Origin of the sequence: Brenneria izbisi, assembly GCF_025840185.1 — a bacterium.
Taxonomy (GTDB): Bacteria; Pseudomonadota; Gammaproteobacteria; order Enterobacterales; family Enterobacteriaceae; genus Brenneria; species Brenneria izbisi.
Map to the genome: position 1 here is coordinate 68,715 of NZ_JAMPJU010000006.1, position 16,994 is coordinate 85,708.

Annotated in this window: 13 protein-coding genes; 9 read left to right on the forward strand and 4 right to left on the reverse strand. The window is 53.8% G+C overall.

Translation table 11 applies throughout. From position 1 onward, the window contains the following. Positions 1-204 precede the first annotated feature (204 nt). Both pldA and recQ read left to right on the forward strand, forming a co-directional pair. Positions 205-1,071 carry a phospholipase A gene (pldA, locus tag NC856_RS09825; protein WP_264090256.1) on the forward strand — a complete coding sequence of 289 codons (867 nt, stop codon included), beginning with the start codon at positions 205-207 and terminating at the stop codon, positions 1,069-1,071. A gap of 216 nt (positions 1,072-1,287) precedes the next feature. Then, positions 1,288-3,114 (forward strand): ATP-dependent DNA helicase RecQ, encoded by a 1,827-nt coding sequence (gene recQ / locus NC856_RS09830; protein ID WP_264090257.1) that lies wholly within the window; start codon positions 1,288-1,290, stop codon positions 3,112-3,114. A gap of 42 nt (positions 3,115-3,156) precedes the next feature. Here the strand turns inward: recQ and rhtB are convergent, their stop codons facing one another. Further along, positions 3,157-3,777 carry a homoserine/homoserine lactone efflux protein gene (rhtB, locus tag NC856_RS09835; RefSeq protein ID WP_264090369.1) on the reverse strand — a complete coding sequence of 207 codons (621 nt, stop codon included), beginning with the start codon at positions 3,775-3,777 and terminating at the stop codon, positions 3,157-3,159. Positions 3,778-3,951: 174 nt separating this feature from the next. Between rhtB and pldB the strand changes: the two genes are divergently transcribed. Then, complete coding sequence (pldB, locus tag NC856_RS09840) at positions 3,952-4,944, forward strand: lysophospholipase L2 (protein ID WP_264090258.1); 993 nt, start codon at positions 3,952-3,954, stop codon at positions 4,942-4,944. Positions 4,945-4,992: 48 nt separating this feature from the next. After that, positions 4,993-5,793 carry a sugar/pyridoxal phosphate phosphatase YigL gene (gene yigL, locus NC856_RS09845; protein WP_264090259.1) on the forward strand — a complete coding sequence of 267 codons (801 nt, stop codon included), beginning with the start codon at positions 4,993-4,995 and terminating at the stop codon, positions 5,791-5,793. Between the two features lie 85 nt (positions 5,794-5,878). Here the strand turns inward: yigL and glpT are convergent, their stop codons facing one another. Beyond that, positions 5,879-7,228: a glycerol-3-phosphate transporter gene (gene glpT / locus NC856_RS09850; protein WP_264090260.1), complete on the reverse strand. Its 1,350-nt coding sequence runs from the start codon at positions 7,226-7,228 to the stop codon at positions 5,879-5,881. Between the two features lie 311 nt (positions 7,229-7,539). On the opposite strand from glpT, the gene glpA reads away from it, so the two are divergent. The 4 genes from glpA to NC856_RS09870 all read left to right on the forward strand — a co-directional run bounded on the left by glpA (position 7,540) and on the right by NC856_RS09870 (position 12,747). Then, on the forward strand, positions 7,540-9,207 hold the full coding sequence (gene glpA, locus NC856_RS09855) for an anaerobic glycerol-3-phosphate dehydrogenase subunit A (protein ID WP_264090370.1): 1,668 nt from the start codon (positions 7,540-7,542) through the stop codon (positions 9,205-9,207). Beyond that, positions 9,197-10,459, forward strand: coding sequence for a glycerol-3-phosphate dehydrogenase subunit GlpB (glpB, locus tag NC856_RS09860; RefSeq protein WP_264090261.1), 1,263 nt, complete (start codon positions 9,197-9,199; stop codon positions 10,457-10,459). The genes glpA and glpB overlap by 11 nt, the downstream gene beginning before the upstream one ends. Next, entirely contained in the window at positions 10,456-11,667 is a 1,212-nt protein-coding gene (gene glpC / locus NC856_RS09865) for an anaerobic glycerol-3-phosphate dehydrogenase subunit GlpC (RefSeq protein WP_264090262.1), read from the forward strand. Before glpB ends, glpC begins: the two co-directional genes overlap by 4 nt. A 384-nt stretch (positions 11,668-12,051) precedes the next feature. Then, positions 12,052-12,747, forward strand: coding sequence for a pirin family protein (locus tag NC856_RS09870; protein WP_264090263.1), 696 nt, complete (start codon positions 12,052-12,054; stop codon positions 12,745-12,747). A 102-nt stretch (positions 12,748-12,849) separates the two neighbouring features. On the opposite strand, the gene NC856_RS09875 is transcribed toward NC856_RS09870, so the two are convergent. Continuing rightward, positions 12,850-13,443, reverse strand: a complete 594-nt coding sequence (locus NC856_RS09875; RefSeq protein WP_264090264.1) for a YhgN family NAAT transporter — start codon at positions 13,441-13,443, stop codon at positions 12,850-12,852. Between the two features lie 206 nt (positions 13,444-13,649). Here NC856_RS09875 and asd point away from each other — a divergent pair, with 206 nt between their 5' ends. After that, on the forward strand, positions 13,650-14,753 hold the full coding sequence (gene asd, locus NC856_RS09880; protein ID WP_264090265.1) for an aspartate-semialdehyde dehydrogenase: 1,104 nt from the start codon (positions 13,650-13,652) through the stop codon (positions 14,751-14,753). A 77-nt stretch (positions 14,754-14,830) separates the two neighbouring features. On the opposite strand, the gene NC856_RS09885 is transcribed toward asd, so the two are convergent. Then, positions 14,831-16,549, reverse strand: coding sequence for a sensor histidine kinase (locus NC856_RS09885; RefSeq protein WP_264090266.1), 1,719 nt, complete (start codon positions 16,547-16,549; stop codon positions 14,831-14,833). Between the last annotated feature and the right edge of the window lie 445 nt (positions 16,550-16,994).

The following is a 16,994-nucleotide window of genomic DNA, read 5'->3' on the forward strand; positions in this document are numbered from 1 at the left end:
ATAGCGGGTGTTTTCATCCCAGCGGTTAACCGATGACGTGTTTTGCTGTCGATCGGGCAAGAGGACATTCTTTTCTTTGCAGAAAAGACTGAGAAAGCATCGAACACGGGTTCAAATACCGCCGAACTGTGTAGAATGTCGGGTTTGTGTTGGTATTGGTTGTCCGGCGGGACAGCGATCTTGAATGCTCTGGGGGAGAAGTGAATGCGTAAAATTGTTGGTATGTTGGTCGCGCTGCTGGCGACATCCGCTCATGCGGAAGAAACAAAAACAGAGCCGGGGAAGGGGCAACCCGCCGTGCGCGGCAGCATTATCGCCAGCTTGTTGCAGGATCATGACAGCCCGTTTGTTCTCTATCCTTATGAAAGCAACTATCTGCTGTATACCTATACCAGCAATATCAATAAAGCCGCGATACAAAGCGATAACTGGGCTGATGACGCGCGCAAGGATGAGGTGAATTTCCAGCTTAGTCTGGGGTTTCCGTTCTGGCGCGGGATTTTTGGGGATAACTCATTGTTGGGCGGTTCGTACACCCAGCGCTCATGGTGGCAGCTTTCCAACCGGGGCCAGTCCTCGCCGTTTCGTGAAACCGACTATGAACCGCAGATTTTTGTTGGTTGGGCGACAGACTACACCGTTGCCGGCTGGACGCTGCGGGATATTGAAGTCGGTTTCAATCATCAGTCCAACGGACGTTCTGAGCCTACTTCACGTAGCTGGAACCGCGCCTATGCGCGTCTTATGGCGCAAAACGGCAACTGGCAACTGGATCTGAAACCCTGGGTCCGTTTATCAGACAGCGAGGATGATAACCCGGACATCACCAAATACATGGGACACTATCGTCTGCGTGTGGGCTATGTCTGGGGCGATAGCGTATTCAGCGCGGAAGGGCGCTACAACTGGAATAGCGGTTATGGCGGCGGCGAACTGGGCTGGAGTTATCCATTGACGCAACACGTGCGCTTTTATACCAAAGTGTTCAGCGGCTATGGCGAATCGCTGATTGATTACAATCATCGTCAGACGCGCTTCGGTATCGGGGTCACGCTAAACGACATGTTTTAGACGCTGGGGTTGGCGGTTTGCTCGCATCGTCTTTTGCTCGCATAGCATCGCCTTTTGCTCGCATAGTTGTTTGCGCCATCTGAAGAAACAGGGAAAATTTTTCGGACGGACGCGCAAGTATGGCGATAACCTGACGCACAGCTATTTAAAACATTGCAGTTTTACCGGACGGCGCTGAAAATAGCGCCTGTTGGATTTCATCGGATTGGGGAACGCGTGTCTACGGCGGAAGTATTGAATAAGGAAACGCTTGCGGTTCAGGTGTTACGGGAGACGTTTGGCTACCAACAATTCCGGCCCGGTCAGCAAGCGATCATCAACGCGACTATCGGTGGGCGGGATTGTCTGGTCGTGATGCCGACGGGCGGGGGAAAATCGCTCTGTTATCAGATCCCCGCGTTGGTGATGGATGGCCTGACCCTGGTCGTTTCTCCCCTTATTTCGCTGATGAAAGATCAGGTCGATCAGCTACAGGCTTATGGCGTCAGCGCGGCTTGCCTGAATTCGACCCAAACGCGTGAGCAGCAGCTTGAGGTGATGGCGGGTTGCCGCAGCGGACAAATCAAGTTGCTGTATATCGCGCCGGAGCGTCTGGCGACAGACAGTTTTCTCGATCACCTGATTCACTGGCAGCCAGCCTTGATCGCCGTTGATGAAGCGCACTGCATCTCCCAGTGGGGCCATGATTTTCGCCCTGAATACCGGGCGTTGGGGCAGGTTAAACAGCGCTTTCCCCACCTGCCGGTTATTGCGCTGACCGCGACGGCGGATGAAACCACGCGGCGCGACATTATCCGGCTGCTTGATCTCCAGTCGCCGCTTATTCAGATCAGTAGTTTCGACCGCCCCAATATTCGCTACACGCTGGTGGAGAAATTCAAACCGCTCGATCAGCTTTGGCTGTTCGTTCAAGGGCAGCGCGGCAAAAGCGGCATTATTTATTGCAACAGCCGGGCCAAGGTGGAAGATATCAGCGCGCGTCTGCAAAGCCGCGGGCTGAGTGTGGCGGCCTATCATGCCGGACTGGATAATCAACGGCGGGCTCAGGTGCAGGAAGCCTTCCAGCGTGACGATCTTCAGGTGGTGGTGGCGACGGTGGCGTTTGGCATGGGCATCAATAAGCCGAATGTGCGCTTCGTTGTGCATTTTGATATTCCGCGCAATATTGAATCCTACTATCAGGAAACCGGGCGCGCCGGGCGCGACGGGCTGGCGGCGGAAGCGGCGCTGTTTTACGATCCGGCGGATATGGCCTGGTTGCGGCGTTGTCTGGAAGAAAAACCAGCCGGGCAGCAACTGGACATTGAGCGCCATAAGTTGAACGCCATGGGCGCGTTTGCCGAAGCGCAAACCTGCCGCCGTCTGGTGTTGCTGAACTATTTCGGCGAAGGCCGGCAGCAGGCGTGCGGTAACTGCGATATCTGCCTCGATCCGCCGAAGCGCTATGATGCCCTGATCGATGCGCAAAAAGCGCTCTCCTGCGTTTATCGAATCGGACAGCGCTTTGGGATGGGGTATACCGTCGAAGTGCTGCGCGGGGCGAATAACCAACGTATCCGTGAGTTCGGTCATGACAAATTGCCGGTTTACGGCATCGGACGGGAAAAGTCGCAGGAGCATTGGGTCAGCGTGTTGCGCCAACTGATTCACCTCGGCTTGCTGAGTCAGAATATCGCCTTGCATTCCGCATTACAGTTGACCGAATCGGCCCGTCCGGTACTGCGTGGCGAAGTGCCTTTGCAGTTGGCCGTGCCGCGGGTGATCAACCTCAAACCGCGCGCCAGTCAGAAATCCTACGGCGGTAATTACGATCGCAAGCTATTCGCCAAATTGCGCAAGCTGCGTAAATCCATCGCCGATGAAGACAATATTCCGCCTTATGTGGTGTTCAGTGACGCCACGTTGCTGGAAATGGCCGAACTGATGCCGATTACTGCCGGTGAACTGCTGAATATTAATGGCGTCGGTCATCGCAAACTTGAGCGTTTTGGCGCGCCGTTTATGAATATGATCCGCGATCACGTTGATAACGGCGACGAGTAATGACGGTAACCCCGGCTGGCATCAAATCCGTTAATAAACGCGTCAGGTTTTTCTGGCGGTAGCCAGCAGCGCGCCGATCAGCACAAACAGCGAACCGAATATCCGGTTGAGCGTTTGCATTTGACGCGGGCCTTTCAGCCAGCCTGCAATGCGTGTGGCTAGCGTGGCATAACCAATCATCACCAGCACGTCGACGACAACGGTTGTAATGCCTAACACCAGATACTGCGCGGCTTGCGGTTCATGCGGCATGATGAACTGCGGAAACAGCGCGGCCAGAAACACAATGCTTTTGGGATTGGTCAGATTCACCAGCACGGCCCGTTTAAACAGCCGGCGACGCGGTATGGCGCTGGCGATCGCATGTAGATCCAGCGCGCCGGCGGCGCGCCATTGCTGGATACCCAGCCAGATGAGATAGGCTGCTCCCAACCATTTAAGAATATCGAACGCCAACACGGAGTTGGCCAGCAGTGCGCCCAGCCCAATCCCCACCAGCACAATATGTATCGACAGCCCGACCTGCAAGCCGCAGATTGACGCGACCGTACCGCGATAGCCGTGGCTGATGCCCGTACTCATGGTGTTGATGGCGCCGGAACCCGGAGAGAGGCTGAGAATGAATGTTGTCAGTAAATAGGTTAGCCACCAGTCAATGGTCATTGCGAATGCTTCCTGTTGATTGTTTTCGCTGGCCGCGTCCTGCCTGCCACCTTTCAGGCCGTTGCTGCGCAACGTTAAAAATTTCTCCTGGAAATTTTTTATGCAACAATACGCTGTTATTGATATTTCAAAAAGCCTTTCAGTTAGCTTTATTGTCTGCGCCGGAGACGTGTGATGATTCCGTATTACAATAACCTGTTAACGCGAGAAGCACAGTTTTCTGCCTTTGCTACCGGAGAGTTGCTGAACTTTTGGCTTCAGCGTGAGGAAGGGGAGTTCCTCGGCGTCGATAATGTGCCGATCCGCTTTGTTCGTTTCTCTGCGCCGCAACATCAGCATGTGGTGACGGTTTTTCCTGGCCGCATTGAAAGCTATGTAAAATATAGCGAAGTGGCTTACGATCTGTTTCATCATGGCTATGACGTGTTGATGATGGATCACCGTGGACAAGGGCGATCCGGTCGGCTGTTGGATGATAGTCATCGTGGGCATGTATTACGCTTTAGTGATTATGTGGATGACATTGCCCGACTGTGGCAACAGCAAATCGAGCCGCGAGCCTATACGCGCCGATTTGCGCTGGCTCACTCAATGGGCGGCGCGATCCTGGGCCATTTTCTGGCGCGTCAGCCGGAAGCATTCGATGCCGCAGCGCTGTGCGCGCCGATGTGCGGCATCCATTTGCCCATCCCTCATTGGCTGGCGTGGCGCGTGCTCGACTGGTCGGAGCGACGTCCTGCAATGCGTGACTATTATGCGGTTGGCACCGGACAGTGGCGGCCTTTGCCCTATATGGTCAATATGTTGACCCACAGTCGTGAACGCTATCAACGCAGTGTCAGGTTTTATGCGGATTACCCGGAGTTGCGCGTCGGCGGGCCGACTTATCATTGGGTGCGTGAAGCGATGATTGCGGGTAAACAGTTATTGGCGCGGGCGGCGGATATCACCACGCCGATCTTGCTGTTGCAGGCGCAGGAAGATCGAGTAGTGGACAATCGTAGCCAGGATGCCTTTTGTCAGGCGTTGGCACAGGCCGGTCACCCTTGCGCGGGCGGTGCGCCTCAGGTTATCGAGGGCGCGCGTCATGAGATCCTGTTCGAAAAAGATAACCTGCGTGCTCAGGCATTTGCGCTGATTCTAGCTCATTTTGCCGATTATCATTAAATTTTGCGGCGTGCGCCGCTTACACCACAGAGGTTAAATCTCATCGTTATGTACCATGTCGTTGCTTCCGATTTAGATGGCACGCTGCTGTCGCCCGACCATACCTTATCGCCGTATGCCAAAGAAACGCTCAAGCTGCTGACCGAAAAAGGAATTCATTTTGTGTTCGCCACTGGGCGGCATCATATGGATGTGGCGCAAATTCGTGATGGTCTGGGTATCAGCGCGTTTATGATCACCTCTAACGGGGCGCGGGTACATAACACACAGGGAGAACTGATTTTCAGTCACAATCTGGATCAGGATATCGCCCATGATCTGTATCACATGATGCACGCTAGCCCGGATATCCTGACGCATGTCTACCGCAACGATGACTGGTTCATGAACCGTATCCGGCCCGAAGAAGAGCGTTTTTTCCGCGAGTCGGTTTTCAAATACAAATTGTTCGAACCAGGTCTGCTGGAAACGGATGGTATCAGTAAGGTGTTCTTTACCTGTGATTCGCACGAGCAATTGTTACCGCTGGAAGAAGCGATCAATGCGCGCTGGGGCGATCGCGTCAATGTGAGCTTTTCGGCGCTCACCTGCCTGGAAGTGATGGCGGGCGGCGTATCTAAAGGACATGCGTTGGAGCAGGTGGTGAAAATCATCGGCTTTTCGTTGAAAGAGTGTATCGCCTTCGGCGATGGCATGAATGATTATGAAATGTTGTCGATGGTGGGGAAAGGCTGTGTCATGGAGAATGCGCATCAGCGTCTGAAAAATCTGTTGCCGGACCGCGAAGTGATCGGCTCCAACGCCGAAAGCGCTGTGCCGAAGTATCTGCGTGATCTGTTCCTGAGATAATGACGGACGGGGGAGATGAAGGCGGATAATGAAAGAAAAGGCGGCGTCCACGACACGCCGCCAGAAGAATACTGACAAGATAAAATTATGCGCGATTCGCTAATTCCTCTTTGTGTTTTTTCTCGCTGAACATCACCACCACCAGCAATATCACCGCCAGTATGCTGCCGCCGATCATCACCATGAAGCCGCCGTCCCAGCCGAAGAAATCGACGGTATAACCGACGATGGCGCTGGCTGCCACCGAACCGCCGAGGTAGCCGAACAGACCGGTGAATCCCGCCGCGGTGCCCGCCGCTTTTTTCGGCGCCAGTTCCAGGGCATGCAGGCCAATCAGCATAACCGGGCCGTAAATCAGGAAGCCGATGATGATCATGCAGGCCATGTCCACCGCTGGATTCCCCGCCGGGTTCATCCAGTAGACGATGGTGGCGATGGTCACCAGTATCATAAAGAACACGCCGGTCGCGCCACGGTTGCCCCTGAAGACCTTATCGGACATCCAGCCGCATAGCAGCGTGCCGGGGATGCCGGCATATTCATACAGGAAATATGTCCAGGACGATTTATCCAGAGCAAAGTGTTTCACTTCTTTGAGGTAGGTTGGCGACCAGTCAAGGATGCCGTAACGCAGCAGATACACGAAGACGTTGGCAATTGCGATGTACCACAACAGTTTGTTGGGGAAAACGTATTGCATGAAAATTTGCCTGGCGGTGAGCTCTTCTTCCGCTTTTTCATTGTAATCGACTGGGTAGTCGTTTTTATATTCTTCAATGGGCGGCAGACCGCAGGATTGCGGGGTGTCGCGCATCAGCGCAAACGCGATCAACGCCACCAGAATGGCGGCAAACGCCGGCATATATAACGCGGCTTTCCAATCGTTAAACCAGGCCATTCCCAGCAGGAACAACAGTGGCGGCAATCCGCCGCCGACGTTGTGCGCGCAATTCCAGATTGACACGATGCCGCCGCGCTCTTTCTGCGACCACCAGTGAACCATGGTGCGTCCGCATGGCGGCCATCCCATTCCCTGAAACCAGCCGCATAGGAACAGCAGCACGAACATCACCGCAATGCTCGATGTCGCCCAGGGGACAAAGCCCATGAACAGCATGACGGCAGCCGACAGGATCAAGCCGGCAGATAAGAACACACGCGGATTGGAGCGATCGGATACCGAGCCCATGATGAATTTGGAAAAACCATAGGCAATTGAAATACCGGATAACGCGAAACCCAGGTCGCCACGGGAAAAGCCCTGTTCGATCAGATAAGGCATTGCCAGCGTGAAGTTTTTACGCACCAGATAGTAGGCGGCGTAGCCAAAAAATATCCCCATGAAAATCTGCCAGCGCAGGCGGCGATAGACAGGATCAATATGATCTTTTGCCATTCGCGGCCGATGAGCGGCAGGCTTAAAAATACTCAGCATAGATATCTCCAATGCGAAAGAAAACGACAATTTATTGTTCTATTGCGAGCGTAATTGTAACGGGGACGCGGGCTATTATCTGTGATTCATCACTCAAATGTTACGCTTTTATGACAATGTGATCTTTTTGGAGATGATGTTAACAATATTGACGGGATAAAAAGTTGATTTTTAGTGATTCAAGTCACATCTATAACCTTTGGTTAGCCATTGGTTTTCGTTTTTTGTTCGTTATTGCTCTTTATCAAACATTGCGCCGCTATTTTGTGTCCCAATAGCAACATGTGATGAGCGTCTGGGGCATAAACATGATGCAGAAAAGTGAAGCATACCAGGAAAGCGATGTCGTTATCATTGGCGGTGGCGCGACAGGCGCCGGTATTGCGCGAGATTGCGCATTACGCGGATTACGCTGTCTGTTGCTGGAGCGCCATGATATCGCGACCGGGGCGACCGGACGTAATCATGGTCTGTTGCACAGCGGCGCGCGTTATGCCGTGACGGATGGTGAATCCGCACGCGAGTGTATTGAAGAAAACACCATTTTGCGGCGTATCGCTCGGCACTGCATTGAACCCACGGACGGCTTGTTTCTGACGCTGCCGGAAGATGATCTTGGCTGGCAGAGCCAGTTTATTACCGCCTGTCGGCAGGCGGGGATCAATGCGCAAGCGATTGATCCGCAGGAAGCCTTGCGGCTGGAACCGGCGGCCAACCCTGCGTTGATCGGCGCGGTTCGAGTACCTGACGGCACGGTCGATCCTTTCCGGCTGACGGCGGCCAACATGATCGACGCTTGTGAGCACGGTGCGAGCGTATTGACGTATCACGAGGTGATGGGGTTGATCCGTCAGGGCGATCGCATTACTGGCGTGCGTGTTTTCGACCATAAACGATCCATTGAAACAAAAATATACGCGAACATCGTCGTTAATGCGGCTGGGATCTGGGGACAGCATATCGCCGAATATGCCGATCTGCGGGTGCGTATGTTTCCGGCCAAAGGCGCCTTGCTGATTCTGGGCCACCGGATTAACAACATGGTTATTAATCGCTGCCGCAAACCGGCGGATGCCGACATTCTGGTGCCGGGCGATACCATTTCTCTGATTGGCACCACCTCGACCCACATCGATTACGACCAAATCGACAACATGGTGGTGACGCCCGCGGAAGTCGATACCCTGATTCGTGAAGGCAGTATGTTGGCGCCGACGCTGGCGACCACGCGGATCTTGCGCGCTTATGCCGGGGTACGTCCATTGGTGGCGAATGATAGCGATCCGACTGGGCGCAGTGTGAGCCGCGGCATTGTGCTGCTTGATCATGCCAGCCGCGATGGGCTGGAAGGCTTTATCACCATCACCGGCGGTAAGCTGATGACCTATCGGCTGATGGCCGAATGGACCACGGACAAAATTTGCGAAAAGCTGAGCCATAACGTTGCCTGTTCGACGGCCCAGCGAGCGCTGCCGGGTTCCGAACCTGTCGCCGGACGCAACCAGAGCGCGCAATCCGCATCCAAACGCCCGGATGAAAAAACGTGGTCCGCGCCGCTGCGCGGATCGGCGATTTACCGTCACGGCGATCGCGCCGGACGTTTGCGCTCAGGCGAACGTCTGGATGGCAGTCTGGTTTGCGAATGTGAAGCAGTTACCGCGGGCGAAGTGCGCTACGCGGTGGAATCGTTACAGGTGAATAACCTGATTGATTTACGTCGGCGAACGCGCGTCGGCATGGGAACCTGTCAGGGAGAACTGTGCGCGTGCCGGGCCGCGGGGGTGTTGTGCCGTCTGGGGCAATCGACGCCGGAGCAATCCATCAGTCAACTCAGCCAGTTTCTGAATGAACGCTGGAAGGGCATTCGCCCGGTTGCCTGGGGCAACACGCTGCGCGAAAGCGAGTTTACCAACTGGGTCTATCAGGGACTATGTGGTTTGACGGCGGATGACGCTCAGGAGGAATACCATGCGCTATGACGTAGTCATCATTGGCGGCGGACTGGCCGGGCTAACCTGCGGCATCCGATTGTCTGAAGCGGGAAAACGTTGCGCGATCGTCAGCGCCGGACAAAGCGCGTTGCATTTCTCTTCCGGCGCGTTGGATTTGCTCGCTTGCCTGCCGGATGGCCGGGCGGTCAGTCAGCCTCTGTCGGCATTGGCCGAGTTGGTCAGCCTGGCGCCGCAACATCCCTATGCGCGTATCGGCGTCGAACGAATTACGGCATTGCTGCCAGAGGCGCAGACGTTGCTCAACCGTTCTGCTGTCGCGGTGCAGGGCGATTATCGGCAAAACCATCAACGCATGACGCCGCTGGGCAAGTTTCGCCCCTGCTGGCTCAGTCCCGCCGACAGCGTGACGCGCGGTTGGTCGGACGCGCTGCGCTGGGAAAAGCCGTTGATTGCCGGTATTGAGGGGTTTCTCGATTTTCAATCCCGTATTGTGGCGGGCACATTGCAGCAGCAGGGGATCGCCGCCCGCAGTGATGAATTAAAACTGCCGGTGCTGGATGGTTTACGGCTCAACTCCAGCGAATTTCGGTCGGTAAATATCGCCCGCGTATTGGATGATCCTGAAAATCTGGCGATGTTGAGCGATGAACTGAGCATGTTGTCCAGCGGCAATGATGTGGTCATCATGCCGGCGTGTCTGGGGCTGGAAAGCACATCGGTGTTGCGCGAATTGCACAATGCCATCGGCAAACCCGTGATGCTGTTGCCGACGTTGCCGCCATCATTGTTAGGGTTGCGTTTGCATCAGGCGTTGTCGCGCCGTTTTCGTCAATTGGGTGGCATGGTGATGCCGGGCGATAGCGTGGCGCGCGCCGAACTGGGGCCGCATAAGGCGCGGTTGTATACCCGCAATCACGGCGATATCCCGCTACGCGCGACCCAGGTGGTTCTGGCCAGCGGCAGTTTCTTCAGCAATGGTCTGGTCGCGCAATTCGACCGGATCACTGAGCCGGTATTCGGGCTGGATGTGCGTTTTGAGGCCCGTCGCGAATGCTGGAGTCAACAGGATGTCTTTGCCGCTCAGCCCTATATGCAATTCGGCGTGATGACGGATGAGTGCCTGCGGCCCGCCGTTAGCGGTAAAACCGTGGCCGGTCTGTATGCCATTGGCGCCGTACTGGAAGGGTTCGATCCTATCGCTCAGGGATGTGGCGCGGGCGTCTCCATGTTAAGCGCGTTGTATGTCGCCGACCAGATACTGAAGGAGAGCAACCCATGAGTCTGCTGACCGACAACAGTTTTGAGAATTGCATCAAGTGTACGGTATGTACCACCTATTGCCCAGTATCGCGGGTTAACCCAGCGTATCCGGGGCCGAAGCAGGCTGGCCCGGATGGTGAGCGGTTACGGCGTAAAGATCCCGCTTTGTACGATGAAGCATTAAAATATTGCACCAACTGTAAGCGCTGTGAAGTGGCTTGTCCTTCGGATGTGAAAATCGGCGACATCATTCAGCGTGCGAAAGCCAGCTACAGTGAACACAAACCGACATTGCGTGACGCAATCCTGAGTCATACCGATTTTATGGGAACGCTGGCGACGCCCTTTGCGCCATTGGTCAATACCGCGACCAGCCTCAAGCCAGTGCGCCAGTTGCTGGATAACGCACTGAAAATCGACCATCGTCGTCAGTTGCCAAAATATGCTTTCGGGACGTTTCGGCGCTGGTATCGCCAGCAGGCAGAACAGCAACGGCGCTATTGCGAACAAATCGCCTATTTTCACGGCTGCTACGTGAACTACAACCATCCCCAATTGGGGAAAGACCTGATTCGGGTGTTTAATGCGCTGGAAATCGGCGTGCAACTGCTGAGCAAAGAGAAATGCTGCGGGGTGCCGCTGATTGCCAATGGTTATCACGATCAGGCGCGTAAACAGGCGCGGATCAACATCAACGCGCTGGACGAGGCGATCAACGGCAAAGCGTTGCCGGTGGTGGCGACCTCATCCAGTTGCACCTTTACATTACGGGATGAATATCCGCATCTGTTGGGTGTCGATAACGGCAATGTGCGTGAAGGTATCGAACTGGTTACTCGTCGTCTCTATCGCTTATTGGAAGAGGAGGGACGCACCTTGCCGCTGCGTGCGCTGCCGCTGCGTGTGGCCTATCATACACCATGCCATCTGGAGCGCATGGGATGGACGGCTTATACGCTCGCGCTGTTGCAGCGCATCCCCGGTATTGAACTGACGGTGCTGGATTCTCAGTGCTGTGGTATTGCCGGCACCTATGGCTTCAAGAAGGAAAACTACACGACGGCGCAGGGCATCGGCGCGTCACTGTTCCGCCAGATAGAGGAAAGCGGAGCGGATGTGGTGGTGACCGATTGCGAAACCTGTAAATGGCAAATCGAAATGTCTACCAGTAAACCCTGTGAGCATCCTGTCACGCTACTTGCGCGGGCGTTGATGGAGACTGCGTAGCGGACAGCGTATTAAAAAACACTTTACAAATACGAATGATAATGATTATTATTGCCATGCGTTCCGGGGAAACCGGCGATATAGCGTGTATTGATGGTTTATATAGACGATGTTTGCATACATGATGTCTCTATAAATGATGTTCACGTGATAACCGCGGTTTTGCTGTGAAGGCACGACATTGCTCACATTGCTTCCAGTATTTTATTTAGCCAGCTTGGGTGCTGGCTTTTTTTTGTCCGTTTCTTGCCTTACTCTGAGCGTCTTCCATCGCGTGTTGCCACATCTGTTCTGATTTTTTGAACAGAGCGTTAAGTTTTTTACGCTATCTTATTCCCTATCACCCGTTAGACTTTGATTTATCAAAACGCGGGAGTGACTGACATGATTTATTTACGTAAAGCGCAAGATCGCGGACACGCCAACCACGGTTGGCTGGACAGCTGGCATACCTTTTCCTTTGCCGATTATTATGATCGTCAATTCATGGGTTTTTCAGCGTTGCGTGTCATCAATGAAGATCGGATCGAAGGCGGACAAGGTTTTGGCACACATCCGCACAAAGACATGGAAATCCTGACCTATGTGTTGAGCGGAACGGTTGAACACCAGGACAGCATGGGCAACAAAGAGCAGATTCAGGCCGGCGAGTTTCAAATCATGAGCGCGGGGACAGGCATCCGCCATTCCGAATATAATGCCAGCCGTGATGAACTGCTGCATTTGTATCAGATTTGGATTATCCCTGAAAAGGCCGGGCTGACGCCGCGTTATGACCAGAAGCGCTTCGATGTTCCGCAAGGGCGGCAATTGGTGTTGTCGCCGGACGCCCGTGAGGGCTCGCTGAACGTTTTTCAGGACATGACATTATGGCGTTGGGCATTGAAACCGCAGGAACAATCGGTTTATCAGGCCCAGGCGCAACGCCGTATCTGGATTCAGGTGGTGCGCGGCAGCGTGGAGATTAACGGTCATCAGGCGAAAACCAGCGATGCGCTGGCGATTTGGGATGAAGAAACGCTCTCGGTTCACGCCAGTCAGGACAGCGAAATCCTGCTGTTTGATTTGCCGCCGGTATAATCGGTTGATCCGACTCGTGAGTGTTGCAAGCGCATCAGGGGGCCGTTTTTATGGTGGGCTGTTCCTGCCCACCCATTTAACCCGCGCTGAAACGCGCCGGGATCACAGTTCCATATAGGCGCGCACGCCATCAAGGAACATCTGGGTCGAAAGCATGACCAGAATCAGTCCCATCAGTTTTTCCAGCGCGCTGACGCCTTTCTCTCCCAGCAGACGCAAAAACAGATCTGACATCAACAGAATAATAAAAGAGATGCTCCAGGCGATGAAAAGCGCGAGGGTCAGATGCGATAATTGATCCGGGTATTGGTGCGACAGCAGCATCAGCGCCGCGAGGATCGACGGGCCAGCCACCAGCGGGATCGCCATCGGCACCAGAAAAGGCTCCTCACCAGCGGGTAAACCGCTGCTGGTTCCCTCCTTCGAGGGAAATATCATGCGAATGGCGATCAGGAATAACACGATACCGCCCGAAATGGATACTGTTTCGGTACGCAGGTTGAGAAACGCCAGTATGCGCTCGCCGGCAAAAAGAAAAATCAGCATCAGCCCCAGCGCGATCAACATCTCGCGGATCAGCACCACGCGTCGGCGTTTCGGGTCCAAATGCTTGAGCACCGACATGAAGACAGGCAGATTGCCCAGAGGGTCCATTATTAGCAGCAACAGAACCGTTGCCGAGATCATTTCTGTCATGGTGTTTTTTTAACTCCTGAAATCCTGTTTCCTAAAAATTACAGCATGGCGATATTAGAATCACTGCTAAAAAACGTAGCGCCATCGAATAAATTCACTTGCGACTTTATGTACATTTTGTATGGTGGAAATACATCATTCTTAATGTATTTACGACATTAAAATAGCCAGAATTCTTTTTATTGCCCCAAGGCAGGACAGTTACCATGAAAAATGTTGGTTTTATTGGCTGGCGCGGTATGGTCGGTTCAGTTCTCATGCAACGCATGCTGGAAGAACGCGACTTTGATGCCATCCGCCCGGTATTCTTTTCCACTTCGCAGCACGGCGAACCTGCACCGGCATTGGGTAGTCAGCAAGGCGTATTGCAGGACGCCTATAATCTGGAGGCGTTGCGCGCGCTGGATATCATCATCACCTGTCAGGGGGGTGATTATACCAATGAAGTCTATCCGAAGCTGCGTGAAAGCGGCTGGCAGGGTTACTGGATTGATGCCGCGTCTTCTCTGCGCATGAACGATGACGCCATTATCATTCTGGATCCGGTTAACCACGCGGTGATTAAGCAAGGTCTGGATAAAGGCATTAAAACATTTGTCGGCGGTAACTGCACCGTTAGCCTGATGTTGATGTCGCTGGGCGGTCTGTTTGCCAACGATCTGGTTGACTGGGTATCGGTCGCTACCTATCAGGCCGCTTCCGGCGGCGGCGCACGGCATATGCGTGAACTGCTGGTGCAGATGGGGATGCTGAATGGCGAAGTCGCCAAAGAACTGCAAGATCCGGCATCGGCTATTCTGGATATCGAACGCAAAGTCACGGCGCTGACACGCAGCGGCACCTTGCCGACCGATAATTTCGGCGTGCCGTTGGCGGGTAGCCTGATCCCGTGGATCGATAAACAACTGGATAACGGCCAGAGCCGCGAAGAATGGAAAGGTCAGGCGGAAACCAACAAAATCCTGGGCGCCAGCCAGCTGATCCCGGTTGATGGATTGTGTGTCCGCGTAGGGGCGCTGCGCTGCCATAGTCAGGCGTTTACTATAAAACTGAAAAAAGATGTGGCGCTGCCGGAAATCGAGCAACTGCTGGCAACCCATAATGATTGGGTGAAGGTGGTGCCGAACGATCGTGAGATCACCATGCGTGAACTGACGCCCGCCGCCGTCACTGGTACGCTGTCAACGCCGGTTGGCCGTCTGCGTAAACTGAACATGGGGCCGGAGTACCTGTCCGCTTTTACGGTCGGCGATCAGTTGCTGTGGGGAGCGGCTGAACCGTTGCGTCGCATGCTGCGCATTCTGCTGTAACGCCGGTTTGTTTGGTGGCGCAACCTGCTGGGGTTGCGCCAATGTTCTTCTTCTTCTTTCCTTCCAACGCTCGGCGATTAAGCCGCCTTTCCAATATTCTCCAGCGCTTTACGCGGTGAAATCAGCGGTACACGCACCTCAACACGGGTAAATTTTTCGGATTCGCAGACCACCGTAATGCCGTAACGATTGCCGTAGCGGGCCTTGATGCGTCGATCCACCAGATTCATGCCCAGCCCGTCGCCGCCTGCCGGTGGCTGATACATGCCTGCATTATCTTCAACCGTCAGTTCCAGCGTATTGGCGCGCATACGTCCGCGGATGTGGATATAACCGCTGTCGATCATCTGGGAAATGCCGTGCTTGATGGCGTTTTCGACAATGGGTTGCAGGGAAAAGGCGGGTAATCGGGCTTCCAGCAAGTCGTCAGGCAGGGAAATTTCCACCGTCAGATGATCGGCGAAGCGCGCTTTCTCGATTTCCAGATAGGCATTAACGTGTTCCATTTCGTCGTTAAGCGATACCTCATCGTTGCTGCGTTTGAGGTTTTTGCGGAAAAAAGTCGACAGGGACAACACCAACTGACGGGCGTGGTTGGGATTACGACGGATCACCGCCGATAATGTGTTCAGCGCGTTGAACAGGAAATGCGGATTGACTTGCGCGTGCAGCAGCTTGATTTCCGACTGCGCCAACAACTGTTTTTGCTGCTCGAAGCGTCCGGCAAGAATCTGCGCGGACAGCAGGTGGGCGATACCTTCTCCTAACGTCCGGTTGATGCTGGAAAACAGTTTGTTCTTGGGCTCATACAGTTTGATGGTGCCGATAACGCGCTGTTCTTCGCCGCGCAGCGGGATCACCAGCGTTGAACCCAGCTTACAGTGAGAGGAAATTGAACAGGTGTAAGACACCTCGTTGCCATCGGCGTAGACCACCTGATTGTTATCAATGGCGCGTCGGGTATGAGATGACGTTATCGGCGAGTCGACCTTATGGTGATCGTCGCCCAGCCCGATAAACGCCAGCAATTTGTCGCGGTCGGTGATGGCGACCGCGCCGACGCCGAGTTCCTCGTACAGAATACGCGCCACGCGCATGCTGTTCTGCTGATTGAAGCCCTGACGTAAAGCACCTTCCGCGCGGGCGGCGATTTGCAGCGCCTTGGCGGAAAACGCCGAGGTGTATTTCTCGAAAATCGCCCGCCTGTCGAGCAGGATACGCATAAACATGGCGGCGCCGATGGTATTGGTGATCATCATTGGCAACGCGATATCCCTCACCAGTTCCAAAGCGTTGCCGAAGGGACGAGCCACCAGCAGAATAATCACCATTTGCAGGATCTCCGCCACCAGCGCGGTCAATCCCACCACCAACGGCTGGAACAGCAGATCGATGCGATTGCGCCGCGCCAGATAGCGATGCAACAGACCGCCGATCAATCCTTCGGCAATGGTCGACAGCATACAGGCCAGGGCGGTCATGCCCCCCATGGAATAGCGATGAAGCCCACCGGTCAATCCCACCAGAAAGCCGACCGAAGGGCCGCCCAGCATACCGCCCAACACCGCGCCGGTGGCGCGGGTATTGGCAATGGAATCATCAATGTGCAGACCGAAATAGGTTCCCATGATGCAGAATACGGAGAACACCAGATAGCACACCAGTTTGTGGGGCAAACGGATCGTGACCTGCATCAAAGGGATGAATAGCGGGGTTTTACTCAACAGATAGGCGATAACCAAATACACGCACATCTGTTGCAGTAAAGAAAGAATCAGATCGATCTGGCTGATCATGGCGGATCACTCTTAATCATGCACACGTTAAACGGATTATACCTGGCTTGCCGAACATAACAGCATGCTTGAGATTACCGTATTGGCGTGAGAGAGAGACTCATCCACATCATTTATTTGGCAATAAATCCGCTGACGTTCATTGGCTGATTACTTTTGACTATATCGCTTTTTCGCCGGATGGAAATTGATGATGTGCGATATAGGCGAAAAACACACTTCCATAACTTAGTTGTATAAATATAAAAAGAAAAATTCGAGGGTGTCTCGGATATTTCCTCATTTTTTGGCTACGCTGAATAATAGAGAGTTAGCCAAAGAATTATTTTACACAGTAAATTATTCTTTTGCATTTTTCATTATTTATTTATCTCAACTTTATGTTTCTATTGGCTTTATTTTTAACAGTCCATCAAGGGACAGTAAGCGCATTATGATGAACGAT

Excerpts from the sequence above, each read along its gene's own strand:
- pldA (WP_264090256.1), top strand. The coding sequence starts at position 205 with ATGCGTAAAATTGTTGGTATGTTGGTCGCGCTGCTGGCGACATCCGCT.
- rhtB (WP_264090369.1), bottom strand. The coding sequence starts at position 3,777 with ATGACCATTGACTGGTGGCTAACCTATTTACTGACAACATTCATTCTC.
- pldB (WP_264090258.1), top strand. The coding sequence starts at position 3,952 with ATGATTCCGTATTACAATAACCTGTTAACGCGAGAAGCACAGTTTTCT.
- yigL (WP_264090259.1), top strand. The coding sequence starts at position 4,993 with ATGTACCATGTCGTTGCTTCCGATTTAGATGGCACGCTGCTGTCGCCC.
- glpT (WP_264090260.1), bottom strand. The coding sequence starts at position 7,228 with ATGCTGAGTATTTTTAAGCCTGCCGCTCATCGGCCGCGAATGGCAAAA.
- glpA (WP_264090370.1), top strand. The coding sequence starts at position 7,540 with ATGCAGAAAAGTGAAGCATACCAGGAAAGCGATGTCGTTATCATTGGC.
- glpB (WP_264090261.1), top strand. The coding sequence starts at position 9,197 with ATGCGCTATGACGTAGTCATCATTGGCGGCGGACTGGCCGGGCTAACC.
- glpC (WP_264090262.1), top strand. The coding sequence starts at position 10,456 with ATGAGTCTGCTGACCGACAACAGTTTTGAGAATTGCATCAAGTGTACG.
- NC856_RS09870 (WP_264090263.1), top strand. The coding sequence starts at position 12,052 with ATGATTTATTTACGTAAAGCGCAAGATCGCGGACACGCCAACCACGGT.
- NC856_RS09875 (WP_264090264.1), bottom strand. The coding sequence starts at position 13,443 with ATGACAGAAATGATCTCGGCAACGGTTCTGTTGCTGCTAATAATGGAC.
- asd (WP_264090265.1), top strand. The coding sequence starts at position 13,650 with ATGAAAAATGTTGGTTTTATTGGCTGGCGCGGTATGGTCGGTTCAGTT.
- NC856_RS09885 (WP_264090266.1), bottom strand. The coding sequence starts at position 16,549 with ATGATCAGCCAGATCGATCTGATTCTTTCTTTACTGCAACAGATGTGC.